The 22,105-nt window shown below is 35.9% G+C and carries 22 protein-coding genes, 3 other RNA genes and 1 riboswitch; of the genes, 21 read left to right on the top strand and 4 right to left on the bottom strand.

Annotation, left to right across the window (positions count from 1 at the left end; genetic code table 11):
* Nucleotides 1–17 precede the first annotated feature (17 nt).
* The 13 genes from ACX5JI_RS13180 to ACX5JI_RS13120 all read left to right on the top strand — a co-directional run bounded on the left by ACX5JI_RS13180 (nucleotide 18) and on the right by ACX5JI_RS13120 (nucleotide 11,561).
* The gene (locus ACX5JI_RS13180) at nucleotides 18–536 is read left to right on the top strand and encodes a CotD family spore coat protein (RefSeq protein ID WP_459501487.1); all 519 of its coding nucleotides are present in this window, start codon (nucleotides 18–20) and stop codon (nucleotides 534–536) included.
* A 56-nt stretch (nucleotides 537–592) separates the two neighbouring features.
* A complete protein-coding gene (locus tag ACX5JI_RS13175) occupies nucleotides 593–1,147 on the top strand; it encodes an SLOG family protein (RefSeq protein WP_459501486.1) in 555 nt (184 codons plus the stop codon).
* A gap of 96 nt (nucleotides 1,148–1,243) precedes the next feature.
* Entirely contained in the window at nucleotides 1,244–1,579 is a 336-nt protein-coding gene (gene gpsB, locus ACX5JI_RS13170; RefSeq protein WP_459501485.1) for a cell division regulator GpsB, read from the top strand.
* A gap of 87 nt (nucleotides 1,580–1,666) precedes the next feature.
* Nucleotides 1,667–2,058, top strand: an RNA gene (rnpB, locus tag ACX5JI_RS13165) — RNase P RNA component class B.
* Nucleotides 2,059–2,238: 180 nt separating this feature from the next.
* Nucleotides 2,239–3,378: a THUMP domain-containing class I SAM-dependent RNA methyltransferase gene (locus tag ACX5JI_RS13160; RefSeq protein ID WP_459501484.1), complete on the top strand. Its 1,140-nt coding sequence runs from the start codon at nucleotides 2,239–2,241 to the stop codon at nucleotides 3,376–3,378.
* 62 nt (nucleotides 3,379–3,440) lie between these two features.
* The gene (locus tag ACX5JI_RS13155; RefSeq protein WP_459501483.1) at nucleotides 3,441–3,626 is read left to right on the top strand and encodes a DUF3921 family protein; all 186 of its coding nucleotides are present in this window, start codon (nucleotides 3,441–3,443) and stop codon (nucleotides 3,624–3,626) included.
* A gap of 135 nt (nucleotides 3,627–3,761) precedes the next feature.
* Nucleotides 3,762–5,699, top strand: coding sequence for an ATP-dependent DNA helicase (locus ACX5JI_RS13150; RefSeq protein WP_459501482.1), 1,938 nt, complete (start codon nucleotides 3,762–3,764; stop codon nucleotides 5,697–5,699).
* Between the two features lie 98 nt (nucleotides 5,700–5,797).
* On the top strand, nucleotides 5,798–7,315 hold the full coding sequence (locus tag ACX5JI_RS13145) for a carboxypeptidase M32 (protein WP_459501481.1): 1,518 nt from the start codon (nucleotides 5,798–5,800) through the stop codon (nucleotides 7,313–7,315).
* A gap of 85 nt (nucleotides 7,316–7,400) precedes the next feature.
* Nucleotides 7,401–7,877, top strand: coding sequence for a GNAT family N-acetyltransferase (locus ACX5JI_RS13140; protein ID WP_459501480.1), 477 nt, complete (start codon nucleotides 7,401–7,403; stop codon nucleotides 7,875–7,877).
* Between the two features lie 133 nt (nucleotides 7,878–8,010).
* Nucleotides 8,011–8,829: a DUF2262 domain-containing protein gene (locus ACX5JI_RS13135; RefSeq protein WP_459501479.1), complete on the top strand. Its 819-nt coding sequence runs from the start codon at nucleotides 8,011–8,013 to the stop codon at nucleotides 8,827–8,829.
* Between the two features lie 131 nt (nucleotides 8,830–8,960).
* Nucleotides 8,961–9,062: riboswitch (purine riboswitch) on the top strand.
* A 107-nt stretch (nucleotides 9,063–9,169) separates the two neighbouring features.
* Complete coding sequence (locus ACX5JI_RS13130) at nucleotides 9,170–9,763, top strand: xanthine phosphoribosyltransferase (RefSeq protein WP_459501478.1); 594 nt, start codon at nucleotides 9,170–9,172, stop codon at nucleotides 9,761–9,763.
* A gap of 2 nt (nucleotides 9,764–9,765) precedes the next feature.
* Complete coding sequence (gene pbuX, locus ACX5JI_RS13125; protein ID WP_459501477.1) at nucleotides 9,766–11,100, top strand: xanthine permease PbuX; 1,335 nt, start codon at nucleotides 9,766–9,768, stop codon at nucleotides 11,098–11,100.
* A 131-nt stretch (nucleotides 11,101–11,231) separates the two neighbouring features.
* The gene (locus tag ACX5JI_RS13120) at nucleotides 11,232–11,561 is read left to right on the top strand and encodes a site-specific integrase (protein WP_459501476.1); all 330 of its coding nucleotides are present in this window, start codon (nucleotides 11,232–11,234) and stop codon (nucleotides 11,559–11,561) included.
* A gap of 564 nt (nucleotides 11,562–12,125) precedes the next feature.
* Here the strand turns inward: ACX5JI_RS13120 and ACX5JI_RS13115 are convergent.
* Together ACX5JI_RS13115 and ACX5JI_RS13110 are read right to left on the bottom strand one after the other, a co-directional pair.
* On the bottom strand, nucleotides 12,126–12,542 hold the full coding sequence (locus ACX5JI_RS13115) for an immunity 70 family protein (protein WP_459501475.1): 417 nt from the start codon (nucleotides 12,540–12,542) through the stop codon (nucleotides 12,126–12,128).
* Nucleotides 12,543–12,551: 9 nt separating this feature from the next.
* Nucleotides 12,552–13,694: a WXG100 family type VII secretion target gene (locus tag ACX5JI_RS13110; protein ID WP_459501474.1), complete on the bottom strand. Its 1,143-nt coding sequence runs from the start codon at nucleotides 13,692–13,694 to the stop codon at nucleotides 12,552–12,554.
* Nucleotides 13,695–13,981: 287 nt separating this feature from the next.
* Between ACX5JI_RS13110 and ACX5JI_RS13105 the strand changes: the two genes are divergently transcribed.
* Entirely contained in the window at nucleotides 13,982–14,224 is a 243-nt protein-coding gene (locus tag ACX5JI_RS13105; protein ID WP_459501473.1) for a hypothetical protein, read from the top strand.
* Nucleotides 14,225–14,280: 56 nt separating this feature from the next.
* Here the strand turns inward: ACX5JI_RS13105 and ACX5JI_RS13100 are convergent, their stop codons facing one another.
* Nucleotides 14,281–15,447, bottom strand: a complete 1,167-nt coding sequence (locus ACX5JI_RS13100; RefSeq protein ID WP_459501472.1) for a DUF418 domain-containing protein — start codon at nucleotides 15,445–15,447, stop codon at nucleotides 14,281–14,283.
* 230 nt (nucleotides 15,448–15,677) lie between these two features.
* Between ACX5JI_RS13100 and ACX5JI_RS13095 the strand changes: the two genes are divergently transcribed.
* Together ACX5JI_RS13095 and ACX5JI_RS13090 are read left to right on the top strand one after the other, a co-directional pair.
* Nucleotides 15,678–15,800 (top strand): hypothetical protein, encoded by a 123-nt coding sequence (locus ACX5JI_RS13095; RefSeq protein ID WP_459501613.1) that lies wholly within the window; start codon nucleotides 15,678–15,680, stop codon nucleotides 15,798–15,800.
* Between the two features lie 129 nt (nucleotides 15,801–15,929).
* The gene (locus ACX5JI_RS13090) at nucleotides 15,930–19,586 is read left to right on the top strand and encodes a dynamin family protein (protein WP_459501471.1); all 3,657 of its coding nucleotides are present in this window, start codon (nucleotides 15,930–15,932) and stop codon (nucleotides 19,584–19,586) included.
* 6 nt (nucleotides 19,587–19,592) lie between these two features.
* Here ACX5JI_RS13090 and ACX5JI_RS13085 read toward each other — a convergent pair whose 3' ends face one another.
* Nucleotides 19,593–19,847 (bottom strand): DUF3931 domain-containing protein, encoded by a 255-nt coding sequence (locus ACX5JI_RS13085; protein WP_000369734.1) that lies wholly within the window; start codon nucleotides 19,845–19,847, stop codon nucleotides 19,593–19,595.
* Nucleotides 19,848–19,918: 71 nt separating this feature from the next.
* Between ACX5JI_RS13085 and ACX5JI_RS13080 the strand changes: the two genes are divergently transcribed.
* The 5 genes from ACX5JI_RS13080 (at nucleotide 19,919) to ssrS (ACX5JI_RS13060) (ending at nucleotide 22,044) form a co-directional block, all read left to right on the top strand.
* A complete protein-coding gene (locus ACX5JI_RS13080) occupies nucleotides 19,919–20,374 on the top strand; it encodes a GNAT family N-acetyltransferase (protein WP_459501470.1) in 456 nt (151 codons plus the stop codon).
* 58 nt (nucleotides 20,375–20,432) lie between these two features.
* Nucleotides 20,433–20,705, top strand: coding sequence for a YpbS family protein (locus ACX5JI_RS13075; RefSeq protein ID WP_459501469.1), 273 nt, complete (start codon nucleotides 20,433–20,435; stop codon nucleotides 20,703–20,705).
* Between the two features lie 2 nt (nucleotides 20,706–20,707).
* Nucleotides 20,708–21,541 carry a sulfurtransferase gene (locus ACX5JI_RS13070; protein ID WP_459501468.1) on the top strand — a complete coding sequence of 278 codons (834 nt, stop codon included), beginning with the start codon at nucleotides 20,708–20,710 and terminating at the stop codon, nucleotides 21,539–21,541.
* 115 nt (nucleotides 21,542–21,656) lie between these two features.
* Nucleotides 21,657–21,839: non-coding RNA, 6S RNA (gene ssrS / locus ACX5JI_RS13065), on the top strand.
* A gap of 21 nt (nucleotides 21,840–21,860) precedes the next feature.
* Nucleotides 21,861–22,044: non-coding RNA, 6S RNA (ssrS, locus tag ACX5JI_RS13060), on the top strand.
* Nucleotides 22,045–22,105: the final 61 nt, after the last annotated feature.

The following is a 22,105-nucleotide window of genomic DNA, read 5'->3' as shown; positions in this document are numbered from 1 at the left end:
AGAGAGGAGAAAAAACTATGCATCATTGTCATCCTTGTTTTGGAGGGCCTAAACCCACAGGACCTATTTGTACAGCGCCTCCTGTCGTTCATCCAACGAAACAATGTGTAACACATACTTTTTCCACAACGGTGGTGCCACACATTCATCCAGTGCATACAACACATGTTCATCATCAACAACTGAAAAGCCAGCACTACTTCCCGCAAACACAGTCCAATGTAAACGTGGTAGATCCTATTGATCCAGGATTTGCTGATTCAGGATGTGGATCGTTTGGAGGATCGCCATTTGGAGGATCACCGTTTGGAGGGGCAGGCGTATCACCATTTGGAGGAGCAGGTGGAGCGCCGTTTGGAGGATCACCATTTGGAGGAGCAGGTGGAGCGCCGTTTGGAGGATCACCATTTGGAGGAGCAGGTGGAGCGCCATTTGGAGGCCCAAATGTATCACCGTTTGGTCCTAATGCAGGCCCAAATGTATCACCATTCGGTCCTAATGCAGGTCCAAATGTTGGTGGAACATTTAAAAAGTAAATGTTATGTTAGAACTAGCGAAATGCTAGTTCTTTTCTTTTTAATGGAGTGTGAATATGAAAGTTGTTGCTGTAACAGGATATAAACCATTTGAACTTGGAATTTTTAAAAATGATCATCCAGGCGTTTCTTGTATAAAAAAAGCAGTACGTCGTAAATTGTTAGCTTTTGTCGAAGAAGGGTTGGAATGGGTTATAATAAGTGGGCAATTAGGTGTAGAACTATGGGCTGCTGAAGTTGTTTTTGAAATGCAGTTAGAATATCCAGATTTAAAACTTGCTGTGTTTACTCCTTTTTTAGAACAGGAAGAGAGTTGGAAAGAAGAGAATCGAGAATATTATGAGTCTATTCTTGCGCAAGCAGACCATGTTGATAGTATTACGAAGAGAAAATATGAAAGCCCTGAACAATTTCGGTTAAAGAATCAATTTTTTATTGAAAAAAGTGATGCTTTGCTTGCTGTATATGATGAAGAAAAGCCGGGAAGTCCAAAATATATTGTAGAGGCAGCAAAGAAAAAAGGAGAAATAGAAAATTATCATAGTTATTTCATTCTTTTTTCTGATTTACAAGATATAATAGAAGAGGAACAGTGGAATAATGCAGAGTAATATGTAATATAGCTCATGTATATATGATTGACAAAAGACCCTGTTTCTGAAAAAATTTAGGTATGAAAGCTTTGGCGAAAATTTGAGGTGAAGAAAATGATTTCGGATAAAATTAAACTAACAGCGAAAGATATTTTGGAAAAAGAATTTAAAACAGGTATGAGAGGTTATCAACAAGAAGAAGTAGATAAGTTTCTTGATATGATTATTAAGGATTATGAAGCCTTTCATAAGGAACTTGAGCAATTACAACAACAAAATGTTCGTTTGAAACGTGAATTAGAAGAGCAAAAAGTAGCTGCAGCACAAGTGCCGCAACAACCAGCTCCAACACAGGTCGCACAGCCTGTATACAACAATACGAATACGGATATTTTAAAACGTCTATCTAATCTAGAAAAAGCTGTATTTGGAAGTAAGTTATACGAGTAATCTAAGGTTAGAAAAAGATTGAAGCATTTTACATATAAAAAAACATTGCAAAATCTTTTTGTTTCCACTATACTAATGTTTGTCATAACGTTTGGGTGATCGCTGCAACATTAGTGTTGTAGAGGAAAGTCCATGCTCGCACGACCTGAGATGGTTGTAGTGTTCGTGCCTAGCCAATTCATAAGCTAGGGTATTCTGGCCGCGAGGCTGGTTTAACGGCAGGGAAAAAACCTAAGTCCATTTGGATATGGTTTGACTACCTTTAAAGTGCCACAGTGACGAAGTCCTTGAAGAAATGATAGGAGTGGAACGAGGTAAACCCCACGAGCGAGAAACCCAAATAATGGTAGGGGAATCTTTTCCAAGGAAATGAACGGCGGAAAAGGACAGGTTTGATTAATCTGTAGATAGATGATTGCCACCGGAGTACGAGGCGTGAGCCGTTTGCAGTACAAAGGAACAGAACATGGCTTACAGAACGTTATGAACCAATTATGGAATGACTCAGCTCTCCTTTGTAAGAGGAGGGCTTTTTATTTGTATGAAGTGATAACTTGTGAGTTACAATGGTAAATAAGAAAATTCTTTGTGATATTGAATAATTAATAGAAGGAAAAGCTATTAATTATTGTTTGATTATACATAAGAGGTGAGTGCAAATGGAAAAAGTTACTTTAATCGCAACAGCAGCAATGGGTATTGAGGCTTTAGTTGCACGAGAAGTTCGCGATCTTGGGTATGAGTGCGAAGTAGAAAACGGAAAAGTAACGTTTGAAGCAGATATAAATGCAATTTGTCGTACCAACTTATGGCTTCGTACAGCTGATCGTGTGAAAATTAAAGTCGGTGAATTTAAAGCGACAACATTTGATGAGTTGTTCGAAAAGACAAAAGCGTTAAATTGGGGTGATTACATCCCAGAAAATGGCGAATTTCCTGTAATTGGGAAATCGTTAAAATCAACGTTATTTAGTGTTCCAGATTGTCAGCGTATTGTGAAAAAGGCTGTTGTTGAGAAGTTAAAGACAACGTATAGACGTACAACTTGGTTTGAAGAAGATGGTCCTTTATTCCGTATTGAGATTGCGATGTTAAAAGATATTGCGACATTGACAATCGATGCGAGTGGTGTTGGTCTACATAAAAGAGGATATCGCCTTGAACAAGGGGAAGCACCGTTGAAAGAAACGTTAGCGGCAGCTTTAATTAAACTTACAAATTGGAAACCAGATCGTCCATTTGTAGATCCATTTTGTGGATCCGGAACAATTCCAATTGAGGCAGCTTTAATTGGTCAAAATATTGCTCCTGGTTTTAACCGTGAGTTTGCATCGGACGCTTGGGGCTGGATTGGCAAGGGAAATTGGCGTCAGGCTCGTCAAGAAGTAGAAGATTTAGCGAATTATGATCAACCGTTACAAATTATTGGATCAGATATTGACCACCGCATGATAAGAATTGCGCAAGATAATGCAGATGAAGTTGGACTTGGTGATTTAATTTCATTTAAGCAAATGCAAGTAAAAGATTTTACAACAAAAGAGGAATACGGCTACGTTGTAACGAATCCTCCATACGGAGAACGTTTAAGTGAAAAAGCGCTTGTTGAAAAATTATATAAAGAAATGGGAGAAGTATTCCGCCCATTAGATACGTGGTCTATGTATTTATTAACGAGCTATGAAGCGTTTGAAAAATGTTACGGAAAAGATGCATCGAAAAAGCGTAAACTATTTAACGGTTTTATTCGTACAGATTACTACCAATACTTTGGTAAACGCCCACCTCGTAATTCATAGTATAAAACTTCTTTCCCCCGCATATACTGGCTAGTATGTAATGTGCAAAAGGGGGAAGAGATATGGATGGTTTTCAATTTTCAATGATTCAAAAGGCCATTCACCGTACGTATGATGAGCTCGGAAAAGAAATCGATTTTCAAGGTGTAGCGGCAGATGAGATTCAAAGGGCACAGGAAGAATATTTATCTGCGCTATCACATGAAATGTTAATCGATAAGCGTTACTTAAAGTCATTAATAGAGTAAAAAAGTTTTCCTTTATGTAAAGGAAAATTTTTTTCGCTCATTTCTATGTATTGCAACAGGGGAGAGCAACTGTCTATTTTTAAATAGCAGTTGCTATATCTTTTTATAGAAAAACTTTTTGGTTGGAGGCTAAGGATGTTTACTGAGAAGAGATTACCATTTGAAGTAGGGAAACAAGATAATTTTTATGACAAGTTGAACGAGTGGATTGGAGATGTATTTTACGATATCCTCCCGGAAAAAGGTTTTGAAGAACGCGATGAACAAATTTTTATGGCATTTCAATTAGAACGCGCGTTTCAAGAAAAGAAAGTAATGTTCGCAGAGGCGGGGGTAGGAACGGGGAAAACAATTGTATATCTTTTATATGCAATTTGTTATGCGCGTTATACAGGGAAACCGGCTATTATTGCTTGTGCAGATGAAACGCTAATCGAGCAGCTTGTGAAAGAAGAAGGGGACATTGCGAAATTATCAGAAGCATTAGGATTGTCTGTTGATGTACGTCTAGCAAAATCAATGGATAATTATTTATGTTTGCGTAAACTTGAAGATGTAATGAGTGGACGAGCTCCAGAAGTAATCGAAGATTTGTATTACGAATTACCTCAATTTGTATTTGATCATGGAACAATGCAAAACTTTACGCATTATGGTGATCGAAAAGAGTTTCCGTTATTAAATGATAAAGAATGGTCAAAGGTATCTTGGGATTATTTCCAAGACTGCTTCACATGTGATTCGCGTCACCGTTGTGGTCAAACACTTTCTCGTGAACATTATCGTAAAGCAGCGGATTTAATTGTTTGCTCTCAAGACTTCTATATGGACCATATTTGGACATATGATGCTCGTAAGCGTGAAGGACAGATGCCGCTTTTACCAGAGAGTAGTTGTGTTGTTTTTGATGAAGGTCATCTTGTTGAATATGCAGCGCAAAAAGCACTAACGTATCGATTGAAGCAAACGATGATGGAACAATTATTAACAAGATTACTACAAAATGATATTCGTGAAGAGTTTGCTCATTTAGTAGAAGAAACAATTTGGCAAACAGAGCGCTTCTTTGATATATTGCAAGAAAGTAAAAAAGAAATTGCTGGTTCAGATCGTTTAGAAATAACTGTGACAGAAAAAGTAACTGCTGAGGCGAAACGACTCTATGCGAAAATTGCAGAAGTTGGTGATGCGTTAGTATTTGAAAGTGAAATGCATACAGTAAACACGTACGACTTAAATATTGTTGACGAGCACTTAGATGTATTAGAACATTCACTTCGTCTCTTCATGCATGAGAAAAATGTAATTACATGGGGAGAAGAAGGTGATGGTGCCTTTACACTAGTTATTATGCCACGTGCAGTAGAAGAAGTATTACAGGAGAAAGTGTTCTCGAAAAAAATCCCGTATATTTTCTCTTCTGCTACATTATCTGAAAATGATTCATTTGCCTTTACAGCAAATAGCTTAGGGGTAAAAGATTATTTATCATTCTCAGTAGCTTCTCCGTTTGATTACGAAGAACAAATGAAAGTATATTTACCATCATATAACGAAGAAAATGAATGGGAAAGAAAATGCCAATATACACTTGAAAATATTCAAAAAACAAATGGACGCACGCTTGTGTTATTCCGAACAACACAAGAACTTGCAGCATTTAAAGAATATGTAAATAAAGAACAAATGTCTATTCCGTTCCTATATGAAGGAGACCAAGAGATTAGTCAGCTTGTTTCACGTTTCCAAAACGAAGAAGAGAATGTGCTCTGTGCTGTCCATTTATGGGAAGGTTTAGATATTCCAGGTTCTTCTCTATCACATGTTATTATTTGGTCACTTCCATTCCCTCCAAACGATCCTGTGTTTGAAGCGAAACGTAAGCACGTGAATGACCCGTTTTGGAATGTGGATGTACCGTATATGATTTTACGTCTGCGCCAAGGGATAGGACGCTTGATTCGTACAAGTGAAGATAAAGGTGCCATTTCGTTATTCTTGTCAGAAAATGAAAACGAAAAAGTTATAGAGGCTGTTAAAAAAGTTCTCCCAGTAGAAGGTAAAGTATTGTAAAAGCTTAGCGTATGCTGAGCTTTTTTTCTTTCTAACGGAAAAGGACTTTATATCTTTATGTCGAAATATAGGTGAGATAGAAAAGGAGGCAAAATAATATGACAATCGCTACACTTGAAGTAGAAAAAGAATTTTTAGCATATGTAAAGAAGATAGAAAATTACGGAGAAGCATTAAGTTTAATATTTTGGGATTTACGCACAGGGGCACCTAAAAATGGAGTGGATCAGCGTTCAGAAGTAATTGGAATGCTTTCTTCAGAAGTGTTTGCATTATCAACTTCTCAAGAAATGGAAAAGTATTTAAATGAATTAGAAGTTTTAATTTCTGAGAAAAAAATTTCTGAAACAACAAAGAAAATTGTAGAAGAGTGCCGAAAAGAATATGATCGAAATAAAAAAATTCCACAAGCTGAGTATGAAGAGTTTGTTAAATTACAAGCGAAATCGGAAAGTGTTTGGGGAGAAGCGCGTGAAAAATCTGATTTTGAAATGTTTAGGCCGTATTTAGAAAAAATTGTCGAATATAAGAAGAAATTTGTTACATATTGGGGTTATGAAACTTATAAATATAATACGCTTTTAGATATGTATGAGCCAGGTCTTACAGTAGAAGTATTAGACCATGTGTTTGGACAACTACGTGAGCGCATCGTTCCGCTTGTAAAAGAAATTGCGGAGTCAAATAAAGAGTTAAAAACAAATGCTTTATTTGAACATTTTTCAAAAGAACAACAAAAGAATTTTACGTTAGAGTTATTAAAACAATTAAATTATAATTTCGAGGCTGGCCGTCTAGATGAAACGATACATCCTTTTGAAATTACATTAAATAGAGGGGATGTTCGTATTACGACTCGCTATGATGAGAATGATTTCCGTATGGCAGTTTTCGGAACGATTCATGAATGTGGGCATGCTGTCTATGAACAAAATATTTCAGAGGAATTAGAAGGAACACCACTTTGCAAAGGTACATCAATGGGAATTCACGAATCGCAATCACTATTCTTTGAAAACTTTATTGGACGTAATAAATCATTTTGGAAGAAAAATTATGATGTATTGAAACAATTTAGTGATGGGCAGTTTGAAAATGTGTCTGTAGATGAATTTTATGATGCTATTAATGAATCAAAGCCTTCTTTTATACGGATTGAGGCAGACGAACTTACATATCCTCTTCATGTTATGGTCCGTTATGAACTGGAGAAAGAATTATTTGATGGCACATTGGAAGTAAAAGACTTACCGGCAGCATGGAATGACAAGATGGAGAATTATTTAGGTATCCTTCCAGAAACAGATGCTAAAGGCGTGTTGCAAGATATACATTGGGCAGATGGCTCGTTTGGATATTTCCCATCTTATGCACTTGGCTATATGTATGCAGCGCAATTTAAACATAAGATGCTAGAAGAAATTCCTAACTTCGATGCACTGTTAGAAGAAGGAAATGTGACGCCAATTCGTGAATGGTTAACGAAAAATATTCACCAATATGGGAAAACAAAAAAACCGCTAGAAATTTTAGAGGACGTAACAGGTGAAGGGTTAAATGCAAGTTACCTAGCAGATTATTTAGAAGAAAAATATAAAGAGATTTACGAGTTATAAAAAAGAAAAGGGGCTGCATATATGCGGTCCTTTTTTATGAGTGAATATTTTACTGTATAGGTGCTTTATTTAAGGGAGAATGGGAGTGAATTATACTTTTGAAGTGATGACACAAAAGCAAGCGGAAGAAATTGCGTATCATTGGCACTATGAGGGGAAGTATTCTTTTTATGATATGGAAGCTGATCAGGAAGATTTAGCTGCGTTTTTAGATTTTAAAATACGCGGAGAAACAACCTTTGCTGTTAGTGAGAATGGTCAGTTTGTTGGATTTTTTAGTTTTCATAAAATAGATATTCATACAGTGGATATTGGGCTTGGCATGAAACCGAATATGACTGGAAATGGTTTAGGCTTGGCATTTATAAAGGAAGGTTTAGCTTTTTGTGAAAGAAAATATCAACCAAAATATATAACACTATTAGTAGCAACATTTAATGAAAGGGCGATAAAGGTTTATAGGAAAGTAGGTTTTGAAGCGATTGGTACTTTTATTCAAAAGACAAATGGAGGTCATTTTGAATTTTTGAAAATGGTTTATGACAATGCTTGTAGGCAATAGAACACCTAACTTGAAATTTGGTAAAAGGAAAGAAGTTAGATGACACTGGCTAACTGTGAAAGTATGATTTGTAAAGGGGAATAAAAGATTTTTTTTATCCTACTTGTAATGAAGTAATATAAAGGGGAGCGAAATGAAAATGAGAGAATTAGGTGAAACAAATAGATTTGAAAATAGATTTACAGAAGAGATTATTGAGATAGCAGCTGTTACAGGGGCATCGGGCGTAGGTGCGGGAAGAGCAGGTGATGCTATTTTGTGGAGTGCGTCAATCCCTTTGATTGCATGGAAAGATTTGTGTAATGATAAATTGATTATAGAAGAAAAACTAAGACTTGAATGGTTAATCAATGATGCAGAATTGAGACGATCAAGAGAAGTCTTACAAGAAAATACTGTTGTAAGGTTGCTGATACGTAGGGCCGAAAATGCGATGATGCTTGTTCAAGTTTTGGATGTAACATATAGAGATAATGAATTAGAAAAGATATTACAAGATGCAATGAAACCAGTCTATTATCAAGATAAGGTATTAGGTGAATTTGTACTTGACAAAAGTGTGGAGTTATTTGAAAAGCAAATTTCTTGGGCTGGTGAAAAATGCAGTTTGTCTTTTGATTGGAATAAAGATGAGTGTATGATGACGGCGGCTTTAGAAACAGCATATGCACTTTTCGAAGAGAAAAATGAATGGAACAGAAAAATTAAACGGTTTGCAGCAACAGAATTAGTAGGATTAGCAAATGAATGGTTACAGGATGATGATGAGGCAGAGGTAGATGAGATTACAGAGAAAATGTTCATTGATTGTATGGAATTAGAGAGCGTAAGTGTTTATTCAGACGGTGATTTTACAATATATTTTGCGGATGGGGATATGTTCTGGGGTCATTGTATTATAGTAGATGGAAATAGTAATGGGACTCTTAATTCGGCTCATATTGCAGGATAAATTTATTTGATGAATGATGAGAGAAAGGGTTTTCAAAAATCGAACAAAAAAGAGATTTTTATAAAATTTGTACGTGTTTTTTCTAGAAATGCTTTTCAAAGTAAAAAAAGTGCGTTATAATCCTTCTATAAAATAAATAAGTTAGCTACACTCATATAATCGCGGGGATATGGCCTGCAAGTTTCTACCGAAGTACCGTAAATACTTTGACTATGAGTGAGGACGAATATATTGCTAGTTTAGCATTCTTTTTTTGCGAAGCTCCAAAAGCACGTCTCTCACTTGTAACGAGTGGTGGCGGCTTTTGGAGTTTTTTTATTGCATAAGAGGAGGAACAAACATGAAAGTATTACAAGAAAAGATTTTAAATGAAGGAACGGTTTTATCTGGTGATGTATTAAAGGTAGATGCTTTTTTAAATCATCAAATTGATCCAGTACTTATGCAAGAAATCGGAAAAGAATTTGCACAGCGTTTTAAAGAAGAGAATATTACAAAAATCGTGACGATTGAATCTTCAGGGATTGCACCAGCAGTTATGGCTGCTTTAGAGCTTGGTGTTAAAGTGATTTTTGCAAGAAAGCGTAAATCGTTAACGTTACAAGATAATATGTATGTTGCGAAAGTATACTCATTTACAAAACAAGAAACGAATGAGATTTCATTATCTAGAAATCATATTGATGAAAATGATCGTGTATTAATCATTGATGACTTTTTAGCAAACGGCCAAGCAGCTCTAGGGTTAATGAGTTTAGTAGAGCAAGCTGGAGCGAGTATTGCAGGAATTGGAATCGTAATTGAAAAATCATTTCAAGATGGAGGAAAGAAACTGCGTGAGAGCGGTGTTCGTGTAGAGTCACTTGCAGAAATTGCGTCACTTGATAACGGTACGGTTACATTTGTGCAGCATGAAACTGCGGAGGTGAAATAATTATGAAGCAACACCCATTTAAAATCGCATCCCTAGGTGTGCAACATATGCTTGCGATGTATGCTGGAGCAATCATTGTTCCGCTTATCGTTGGCGGGGGACTTGGCTTAAATCAACGAGAATTAACATACTTAGTATCCATCGATTTATTAATGTGTGGTGTCGCAACAATTTTACAAGCTTTATCAAATCGCTTTTTCGGAATTGGTCTCCCTGTTGTACTCGGTTGTACGTTTACGGCAGTTGGTCCGATGATCGCCATTGGGAAACAGTACGGTGTATCTTCCATATACGGGGCAATTATTGCAGCAGGATTGTTCGTTGTTATTTTTGCAAAGTTATTTGGAAAACTTGTGAAATTATTCCCGCCTGTTGTAACAGGTTCTGTTGTTACAGTTATTGGAGTTACATTAGTTCCGGCAGCGATTAATGATATGGCTGGGGGCGTAGGTAGTAAAGATTTTGGTAGTCTTGAAAACTTAGCATTAGCATTTGGCGTATTATTATTTATTATAATTATGTATCGTTTCTTTGATGGCTTTATTCGTTCTATTTCTATATTACTTGGTCTTTTATTTGGTACAATTGTTGCAACATTTATGGGGAAAGTGAGCTTGAAAGCTGTTGGAGAAGCAGATTGGTTTCACGGGATTCAGCCATTTTACTTCGGTACACCAACGTTTGAAGTAACGCCGGTTATTACGATGATTCTTGTTGCTTGTGTTGGTATTGTGGAAGCGACTGGTGTGTATTTTGCCTTATCGGATATTTGTAATAAGAAGATTGGTGAAAAAGAGTTGACGAAAGGATATCGTGCCGAAGGATTAGCCATGATTTTAGGCGGTATTTTTAATGCATTTCCGTATACAACTTATTCTCAAAACGTAGGTCTAGTACAATTAACAGGTGTGCGAAATCGCGTGATTATTTATACGTGCGGTGGAATGTTAATTGCTCTTGGTTTTATTCCTAAAATTGCAGCTATCACAACGATCATTCCAAAATCAGTACTTGGTGGTGCCATGCTAGCGATGTTTGGTATGGTTATGGCATATGGTATTAAAATGTTAAGTAGCGTTGATTTTGCAAAACAAGAAAATTTATTAATTGTAGCATGCTCTGTAGGTATTGGACTTGGCGTAACAGTCGTTCCTACATTATTCTCGCAGCTTCCAGAAAGTGTTCGTATTTTAACAGATAACGGAATTGTGCTTGGAAGTGCGTCAGCAGTGCTCCTGAATATCGTATTTAATATGGTGCCGCAGCGTAAAGAGAAAGTGAAAGTAAAAGAAGAACAAGAACAAGTTCCAGTACAAAGTGCTGTAAGAGAAGCATAAGTAGAAAGTATACAAAAATTAATATACAGGGTGTGAAACGTTAATATCCGACGTATTACCTCTAATAATAAGTCGTAATGTTGCCTATATATTCTCCTATTTTATTTCGAAATTGGGAGGAGAAACTTAACATGAAAAAACGACGTATAAGTACACGTAATGTAGAAACGTTAAAAGAAACTAAAACGTACGAATTTGACTTTCAACAAGCGTATGATTATTTTTTGTCAGCGAAAAAGTCGGAAGGGTTACGTGAAAAAACAATTACTAGCCACGAAGAACACTTTCGTTTTTTTCTAAAGTGGGTATCTGCGTATCATCCAGAATTAAAAAAAGTGTCGGAAGTAACTACGCATTTGATACGTGAGTACATGGTCTATATGTATGTGGCGACGACTCTATCTTTATTAAGCCAGAGAAGGTTGAAAGAATTTTTGATCTACCGACAAATGAAATGGTAGAAGAGATAAGAAAGTACAAATTCTCTGCATATCAAGTCCTAGCGAGTAAGGCGTTTCTCATGTGCAAGAACGGACAAATCAGTGATTTAGCGAAAATGAAAGCCTTAGTTAGCGAATTTGGATATTATTTGGAAGGTTTCCTGGCGTCCTAATACGAGAATTTTCAAACCAGGTTGAAATAAATGGAATCGATGTAGCTGGTGGCGTATATGGAGTTCTGGTTCTATTAACTACTTCAATGATTCAGGTGGTTTGGGATACTACGTTCATGATGGGGGATGGAGTTGTTGATGATTGATTAGAAGGGTTAGAACAAACATTAGAAGGATTGTTAGCTGACTATGAAGAAGCTGGAGAGTTGTTAACTATAAATTATAGTATGTAATTAAGCCTATCTCATGTGAGATGGGTTTTTAATTTTTTGCCATTAACGTGGATATTGAATCCGATTTCTTATACTTTTATTATAACTTATTTTTAAAACTTCTATCAAATTGAACCCTTCGTTTTTAGACAAAAATAAAAATCACCTCTTTTGAAGTGATTTTTATTGAAAATATTGCTTTATAATGTTTTTATCTCTAAATCAACATTCTCCTCCATAGCTTCATTAAGCGCATAGAACAATACTTCAAACATATCTTTACCATCACTTGTTACAAAATAATTTGAAAGGTCTGTGATATCAGAGGAAATATTATCTCCCCATGGTGGTTGCTTAGATAAATCCTCAATATCCCATACTACCTCTGATGATAAAAACATTTTTAATTTTTCATGTACTTCTTTTGCTTCCTCGATTGCTTTAGAAACATTTTCTGCTTTAAGTATTCCGTTATATAGCTCTTTCATTAGAAAAGGATATTTTGTTCCCCACCCATCCTTTTCTAAATGAAAGCTGATAGTCGAAAAAAATGAATGTACAAAATCTGATGTGCCTAGTTGATACCAGTAAAAATCAACTTTAAAACCTGTTGCCATATTAGCCACCTACTTTGTAGCATCTTTTTGAATAATTATCTCCATACGTCCGAATGTTCTTTGAGTTATTTCATCTGTTATTTCTTTCAGTATGTCCCTTGTCACCTTTTGTCCTCTTACATCTATCAAAACAGTTTGATTTGCGCCTTCGGGTAAATGGTTTAATCTATCTTCAAATTGTTTTATCACAACATTTATTAACGATCGTTTACCGCTTGGAGTCATAACATTATAGTTTTTTACTTCTATAATGTGATCTTCTCCAAGACTATAGCGATCAGGTCTTGTGCTTCCCTTTGTCCCATAAGGTACTTGCTTCCTATCTTTAAATGATACTTGGTCACTGTATTTTGGCTCAGGATACAAGTCTCCTGCATAATCTTCAGAAGCACGCCATGAAGGTCTAGCAAACATCAAATAGCCACTTAAATAATTACCCCAATGTCCTGATGGTGGAAGCGTACTAAGTATTCCTTCACCAATTAGGCCACCACCTGCAAAAGCAGGTTGTAAACGTGGTGGAAAAGCTTCGGTTACTTTATATATACTTGTTCCTCTAGCGAGCTTAGAAACCTTATCAAGACCTTTTCCTCCGATAAATCCTGTCGCAATTGAGGTTAGAAAGTAAGAACCCCAACGAAATCCACTCTCAACATCTCCATTCCAAACATCATTCATGAAAGAATCAGAGAAAGTGTTCCACATAGCAGGAAAAGTTTCATCATAATTTACTACAGCATCCCACATATTTGACCATGTTTCACCGTCACCTAAAGCCTTGAAACCACCCCACGCATCGGCAATATCATCCAATATATTACTAGAATCATCTGACTCAGATGTCTTCTTGGCTGTTAAGTCTTTATTAGTTGAGTTGCCCTCATAACTTTCATCTGCATTACGAAATTTTTCAGCAGCTTTCATTAGTTCATTAGAAACTTTATCTAATTCCATTAGAACGGTAAACATTTTTGGTTTTGCTTCGTTAATCCTCTGATAAAACCGTTCGCTACTCACTCCATTCCACTGAGAAGCGATACTTTCAATTTGATTGTATGAATCTTTATGTAAATACTCTAAGAAGTGTCTAGTATTCCTTACTGTCTTTGCAGCCTGTTCTAACATTTCAGGCGTTACTTTTATTAATACCATATCATCCCTTCTTTACATATTAATACAGGGAAGTATTAGGGAAATAAGAGTAAAGACAATAAGGTTCTTTTATTAATAATAATTTACCACAAATCTATCATTATCAAGAAAAGAATCTTAGATAAAATCTAAATTTTATTCAATAGCAATACTATCTTAGTGTTTTACGTAGACAAATCTGGCAGATAACAACTGATAGCTAGCTCAAAAGAAATGGTCGCGAGGTTATTGTACGAAGGGAACAGAAGTGTTATTGGAATATCGTAGGGGATGCAGAGTGGTTATTAGTGGAAGGCATGTATTCGCAAAGAGGGAATGACGAGGGAAGAGGAGTTAGCGTTTTTGTATTTGAAGGAAAACGTATTGGACGAGATGGCTGCGGAGTTGGAAGAGTAGAAACGTATGAAAAAAGACTGAAGAACATGTTACTAACACAACAAGTCCACCAGCCTTTACAGCTCAGTGCCACTCCAAATGTTACAACAAGAACACCCGAAGCAAACAACTCAATCTCAAATAATAACAACTAATTAAGTAACTCGGGTGCAAAGTGCTATAACAGAAGCATAAGTAAAAAGCAAGGTTCTCATTGAGAGACCTTGCTTTTCTTTTTGAGAGGCATCATTTTTCCGTATGTACCTAAGCGCCAAATGTATTCGAGCGGACCATATTGATAATGGGAGAGCCACCATTTGCTAATAAAGATTTGGAGTGTATAAAAACCAATGCAAAATAGTGGGCCTATCCATAATGGAACTGGTAAATAATTTTTGAAAAATAGACCAAATACGATCAGTGTAACAATTGTATGTGAAATGTAATTTGTTAGTGCCATACGTCCTACATATTGGAAAGAACGTAATAGCTTTTGCCATCTTTCTTTCTGTAATAAACGCATCAGTGTAAAGATATAAAAGATAAATAATGTTTTTCCGCTAAACATTGTAAGGCCACTCATGTAGATTGGCTCATACGGTTGTTTTGTAACGAAGTAGCGGATCATAAAGAACCACATAGGTAATGTTAAAACGAACATAATGATTTGCCATTTTTTAAGTTTTGCATCTAACTCTGTTGTGCGGCGGAAAATGTCTTTTTTACCAGCATACAAGCCAAGTAAGAATAATCCAACGGTTTCTGGAAGCATTAAAATATTGAACGAGATTGATTCGGAATAAAGAGCGTGAAAGCGATCCTGCACTTGTAATCCCCAATTTTCTAAAGGCATAATTGGTAGGGAAGATTGTAATTCTTCTATCGGTACAAAAGCAATGATGACACTCGTTAATAATATGAAGAGTTGAAAGAGAGTTAGTAGGATGAGTGAGCATACTAAAATAGTGTGGGGGTGTCTTTTGTAAAATAACAATAAGAAAAAACCTGCAATTGCATAACTATGTAAAATGTCTCCGTCCCATAAAAGGACGTAATGTAAGAAACCAAATAACAATAAAATAAGTAAGCGACGAACAAATAATGTTTTTGGATGTTTTGTTTTCGCCTCAGCACGTTGCATAAAAATATAAAAACCTAATCCAAATAAAAATGAAAAAATCGTATAAAACTTTGTTTGAATAAACATGTCGTAAAATAGGCGAATATAACTGTTAATCCCTGTATAACTTCCTGTGATTTCACTAGTGTCAACACCAGTAATAACAGGCCAGTTAACAAGAAAAATACCAAATACAGCAATCCCTCTAATCATATCAATAGAATGAATCCTCTCGCCTTGTGAAATGTTTTGGGTCATGATTTCCCTCCTTTGCTCTCTTTTAGTATACAGTAATGTGAAGAAAAGGAGATAGCGTTATTTCCGATTTTTGGAACTGTTAAGATGTTTGTTATGAGATATAATAAAGGTGCACAGCAAGTTTTTCACTCCTTTAAAACAGGTAGTAAAGAAGCTCTTTATTTATAAGAGCTTCTTTTTTTAAAATCATATTGATAATGATTCTCTTTAATGATAAAATATATGCAAAAGTGATAATCATTATCAAAAAGGTTGGTGTATGGAATATGGTATATGCATTAGTTGCTGGAACGGTTGCTGTGTATGCTATCGTTACAAAATATGTATTAAATGGAATCGGAGCAACAAAATGAACAAACTTACATAGAATCCCTTTTATCTGTAAAAAGAATGAAAGGGATTTTTTATTTTTAATGAGAATATCCTGAAAATTTAGTATGATAGTATGGTATATACATCTTGGAATAAAGGGGAACAAGGGGATGACAAACATAGTACAGACAAACAGTATGAAAAAACTTGTTTGTTTTTATGAAGAATGGCAGAAGTATGGTGATACGGAAAATAGTTTGAAGTTATTTGAAATGATTCAAAAATATAAGAAAGAACAGCTTATGATTGCTTTTTGCGGTCATTTTTCTGCTGGAAAATCGACGATGATGAATCATTTATATAAAGCACAACTATTACCAACGAGCCCGATTCCGACAAGTGCGAACGTTGTTAAAATTGAAAAGGGACCGGACCGTGTTGTTGTGACAGTGAAATCCGGAAAACAGTATGAATACGACGGTGCATACTCGGCGGAAGAATTGAAACAGCTTTGTAAAAATGGTGATGAAGTAATTGGTGTCCATATTTATCGAAATGATGCACCGATTCCTGATGGTGTTATGCTCGTTGATACGCCTGGAATTGATTCAACAGATGATGCACATCAATTGGCAACAGAATCAACGCTCCATCTGGCAGATGTTATTTTTTACATGATGGATTATAACCATGTTCAGTCAGAAGTGAATTTACAGTTTGTGAAAGAATTAAAGCAGCGTAATAAAACAGTTTACCTTGTTATTAATCAAATCGATAAACATAAGGAAAATGAGTTGTCATTTGAAGCATATAGACAAAGTGTGAGTCAATCGTTTTCTAACTGGGATATCGAAGTAGATGGTATTTTTTATACTTCTTTACGAATGATGAACCATCCGTATAATGAAATTTTAAAATTAGAAAATTTACTTGCTGATATTATGCGAGAACGTGACCAGCATGTGCAAAATGGCATGGAAAGAGAGACGGAGTATTTATTACAAGAGCATTTTGCATTCATTCTTTCAGAAAATGAGAAACAGCTTTTGCCATATGAAAAAGAATTAGCATCGCCGTTATCACTTTCAGAAGTAACGAAAAAGAAAGAAGAGCTTCTTGAAAATAAAAAGCGTGTAGCTAATAAAATATCTGACGTAAAAAATGAATTTATAAAAGGATTACAAGCAATATTAGACAATGCATACTTAATGCCATTTGAAATGAGAGAACTTGCAAATCAATATTTAGAAACGAAATTAACGAAATTTAAAGTTGGTTTACTGTTTGCAAAAGGAAAAACAGAGCAAGAAAAACAACGCCGTTTAGATGTATTTTATTCAGCGTTAGGAAAAACTGTTGAAACGCAAATTGATTTTCATGTGAAAGAGTTTATAGTTGCTTTCTTAAAAGATGAAGGGATGTTTACTGAAGAAGTTGGAAAAGAAGTATATGCACTGCAAATTTCTTTTGATCCTGAATTGTTAGCAAAAATCATTAAACAAGGTGCAGGTTTTACAGGAGATTACTTGCTTCTTTATACAGCGGATGTTGCGAATGAGCTAAAGAAACGTTATTTTATGAAAGCGCAGCAAATCTTTGAAAACAGTACAGATGTTTTACAGCAAAGAATGGAGAAAGAGGTTGCTCAAATTGAACAAGAAATTGAGCAATATACGGTTCTGCAAACAGCGAAAGAAACAAGTTTACACTATATCGAGATGTATGATAAATACGAACGCTACTTACAAGATATTTGGGGCGGGGACATACCTGTACCAGATGGATTGCAAATAGAAAAAGTGTTGCAAGGTAAGAAACAGATTGTAAATGAAAAATTCACAGTACAAGAACAAGACATACAAGGTGATAGCGTTTCTTATCATGAAGAAAATGTAACAAAAACAGCGGCTTTAAATATGCAACGTATATTAGAACAAGTTAAGGGCGCGGAAACGATATTGGAATCTCTTCCGACACTTAAACACTTACATCAAGAAGTTGTAGGGAAAAGAAAACGTGTTGAAAAAAAGCAATTTACAGTGGCGCTATTTGGGGCTTTTAGTGCAGGGAAATCATCATTTGCAAATGCATTGCTTGGTGAGAACGTATTACCTGTATCGCCGAATCCTACAACAGCAACCATTAACCAAATTTTGCCCGTCACAGAAGAGAAAACGCATGGCACAGTTGTGGTTCAATTTAAATCAAAAGAAGCACTGCTAGAAGATATGAAAGCTGTTTATAAATTGTTTCACTATGAAATAACAACATTAGATCAGGCGCTATCACAAATAGATACAATTTTGCAATATTCATCACCAAGTGGAAAACAGAAAACAACATTTAGTTTTTTACGAGCAGTGCAGAGGGGATATCACGAAGTTGCGAATCATTTGGGAGAGCAAGTGCAAGTTACGTTAGAAGCATTCTCTGATTATGTAGCAAATGAAGAGAAATCATGTTTTGTTGAATATATGGAACTTTACTACGACTGTGCTTTAACGAGACAAGGAGTTGCACTTGTTGATACACCGGGCGCAGATTCTATTAATGCTCGCCATACAGACGTTGCATTCCAATATATTAAAAATGCGGATGCCATTTTATTTGTGACATATTATAATCATGTGTTTTCAAGGGCAGATCGTGAATTTTTAATTCAACTTGGCCGCGTCAAAGATACATTTGCGCTTGATAAAATGTTCTTCTTAATTAACGCAGCGGACTTAGCTCAATCTCAAGATGAGCTTGATATGGTAAAAGGATATATTGCCGATCAACTTCTCCAGTATGGTATCCGTAATCCACGTCTCTTTGCAATTTCAAGTTTATGTGCACTTGAGGAGAAACAAGGGAAGAGTATTGCGAAAGAAAAATATGGTATCTTAAAAAATTCAGGGATTACAAAGTTTGAAGAAGCATTTACCTCCTTTATGATGCGGGACTTAATGCTTGTATCTGTCCACTCTTTATATAGTGCCTTACAAAGTGCAGATCAGCTTCTCGCAAATATGATACAAGGAGCAAAGCAAGGAAACGATGAGAAAGAACAGCAAACAAAAAAATATGAAGCAGAGCGTGAAAAACTACTTCATATTATTTCATCGTATAGTGTTCTGGCAGAAGAGCAAGCAATGCAAAATGAAGTGAAAGAGCTGCTGTATTATGTGCAACAACGTCTATTTTTACGTTATAACGATGTGTTTACTGAATTTATTAATCCAGCATCGCTTCGAACAGATGGGAATGTGAAGGTTAAGTTGCAAGAGTGTCTGATGGAACTTGTAGCGTTTATCCAGCATGATTTAATGCAGGAAATGCGTGCAACGTCACTACGTCTTGAAAAATGGATCGATGAAGCGATGCAACGTGTAAGAGAAGAAATTGCGGTAAAATGTAAATTAGAAAATGAATCGATTTCTATGAATGGCACAGCAGATTATGAATACAAAATAATTACACATAAAGAGCCATTTCCTTCTATAGAAACAACTTATTTTAAAAAGGCGTTATCTCATTTCAAAAATGAGAAAAGCTTCTTTGAAAAAAATGATAAAGCAGTAATGCAGGAAGATACAAAGGAATTACTTGAGCCAGTCGTATCCCGTTATGTAGCTGAAGAGGAAGAGCTATTTATCCAGCACTATAAACAAGAATGGGAATTGAAATGGGATGTATTCAGCACAGTGATGCAAGAAGACGTTACACAATACTATGCAAGTATATTATTCGCTTTAGCAGAAACAATCGATGTGTCGTTATATGAGCAAAGTAAGGAGCAATTACAGAAACAGTTAACAGCAATTGAAAAGGAACTTCATATTTAATAAGCTTTATGAAAAAAAGATTCGTTCAATTTTCTTTTGTAGTACAGCATCTAGTGATTTTACGAATCCTGCAAATTCATCTGTCGAAATCATGTGAGTAAGAACTAAGCGTCTGCCATCTGGTGTTTCACCGCATAAGACGAACGAGGAAAACTCGTATGTTTTTCCATCTACAACTAATTTTGGGTGGGAATATGTTCCGTTTTTCTTTTTCTTTCCATCAATCGAGATGACGTTGCACTTTTTCTCATTGTTGTCCATGGTGAATCCCTCCTTTGTATTACTTATGGTAGACAAGGAGGGTTTAGAACAAGAGAGGGAGGGGAATTTTTATGGGAATTGTAATGGAACGTATTTCACAAGATAAGGCGCCGATGTCATTGTTGTTACTTGCTGATCCCAGTGAGAGGCAAATTACTTCGTATTTGAAAAGAGGCCTTTTATATATTGCCAAACATGAAGAAAATGTTATAGGGGTATATGTATTGCTTGAAACAAGACCGCAAACAATGGAAATTATGAATATTGCTGTTTTAGAAGAGTTACAAGGACGGGGGATTGGCCGGCAATTGTTACAGCATGCGATTATAACAGCGAAAGAATATTATATGCATACACTTGAGATAGGAACAGGGAATTCCAGTGTTTCACAGCTCGCATTGTATCAAAAATGTGGTTTTCGTATTTTTTCTATTGATTTTGATTACTTTTCAAAGCATTATGAAGAAGAGATTATTGAAAATGGAATTGTTTGTCGCGATATGATTCGACTTACAATGGAATTGTAGCTATTTTCTTATGCAGTTACTTAGCAAGAAAGTATAAATTATTTAGGGGGAAGAGAAGATGGAAGTACATAAAGCAATTACAGCACATTCGCGTAAACAAAATGAAATTGTAAACGCATTTTTACAATTAGATGCTCAGCGTGAAGCAGCTATTGAGGGGGCCGTAGCACTTGCATCAAATGGAAAACATTTCTCAGTGGATGCAATTAATATGGTAACGAAGCAAATCAATGATCTTGCTAAAAGAGGTGTTGCACCTGTACGTAAAATGGTAACAGAAGATATGGTTATGGAGTATGTAGGTCGTCTGCAAGAGAAAGAAGGTCGTTAAGTATGATTGTTACAGTCGAATGGTTACGTGATCATATAGAAGATGAACATGTCCGCATAATCGATTGTCGTTTTGACTTAGCTAATCTAAATTGGGGAAGAAAGCAGTATGAAAAAGAACATATTCCTCATGCGCTCTATTTTGATTTGAATAATGATTTATCTAGTCCTATTATGGGGCACGGTGGTCGTCATCCACTTCCAGCTATTCGGGATTTTGCTGAAAAGCTATCTCAAGCTGGTATTGATGAATATACGACGGTGGTTGCGTATGACAGTCAAGGTGGTGCAATGGCTTCACGTCTATGGTGGTTATTAACATATGTAGGACATCAAAAAGCATATGTGTTAAATGGTGGATTTCCTGCTTGGAAAGAACAAAACTTATCTACCACAACAGAAGCTCCAATCACTGAACGGAAACAATTCATCCCGAATGTACAAGACAACATGCTTGTAACGATTGAAGATGTGAAAGAAAACATCCGTACAAATGCAGACGTTACGTTAATTGATTCGAGAGAGCCAAAACGGTATGCAGGTGTTGAAGAGCTGGTTGATCCTAAAGCTGGTCATATTCCAACAGCAGAAAACTATTTTTGGAAAGATGGGATCACGACGGAAGGGCGATTTAAAAATAAAGAAGAGCAAGAGGAGCGTTTCCATCATCTTACTAAAGAAAAAGAAACAATCGTCTACTGCGGATCTGGTGTGACAGCATGTCCTAATATATTGGCGTTACAAATAGCTGGTTTTCGTAACGTGAAGTTATATGCGGGGAGCTGGAGTGATTGGATTTCTTATCCAGAAAACCAAATTGCAAAAGAAGAACAGTAACCTCTTGCATGCAAAAATATTTTGTATTAAAATAAGATCACAAGCAAGAAATGACTTCAAAGCGTTACATTTTACACATTGCATACAATGTGATAAGATAACGACAAGTAAATAAAACATCCTGCGGTGTACGTAACTTATTTATGTCTAAAACCGATGTTAGTTATACGGAAGCTCAACATTTAGCGATCATTATCACGCCTTCTTTGTGAAGGAAGATATACGGTAGCTGTGAGGGCATCCACCTGCGAGTAGCGGGTTTTTGGACATTTACGAGGAACGGCACGTGCGGGGGTCTTATTTTAACTAACGTTATATAAAATTCCTACGGTGTACGTAGCTTATGTATGTCTTAAACCAATAAGTATAATATGGAAGTTCAATATCTAAATGTAAACAGCATGCCATCTTTTTAAGAAGGAAACTGAAAGCATTTATGAGAACATCCACCTGTGAGAGCAGGTTTATGGACATCTAGAGAGAACGGCATGTGTGGGGCTATATAAGAAACCTTACGTTTTATACGTAAGGTTTTTATTTTTGGATTAAAGATTTTTTATGTAG

It is taken from the genome of Bacillus sp. C1, from assembly GCF_054570475.1.
Note: the sequence above shows the minus strand (reverse complement) of the source record. Positions and strands in the feature narration are given on the sequence as shown.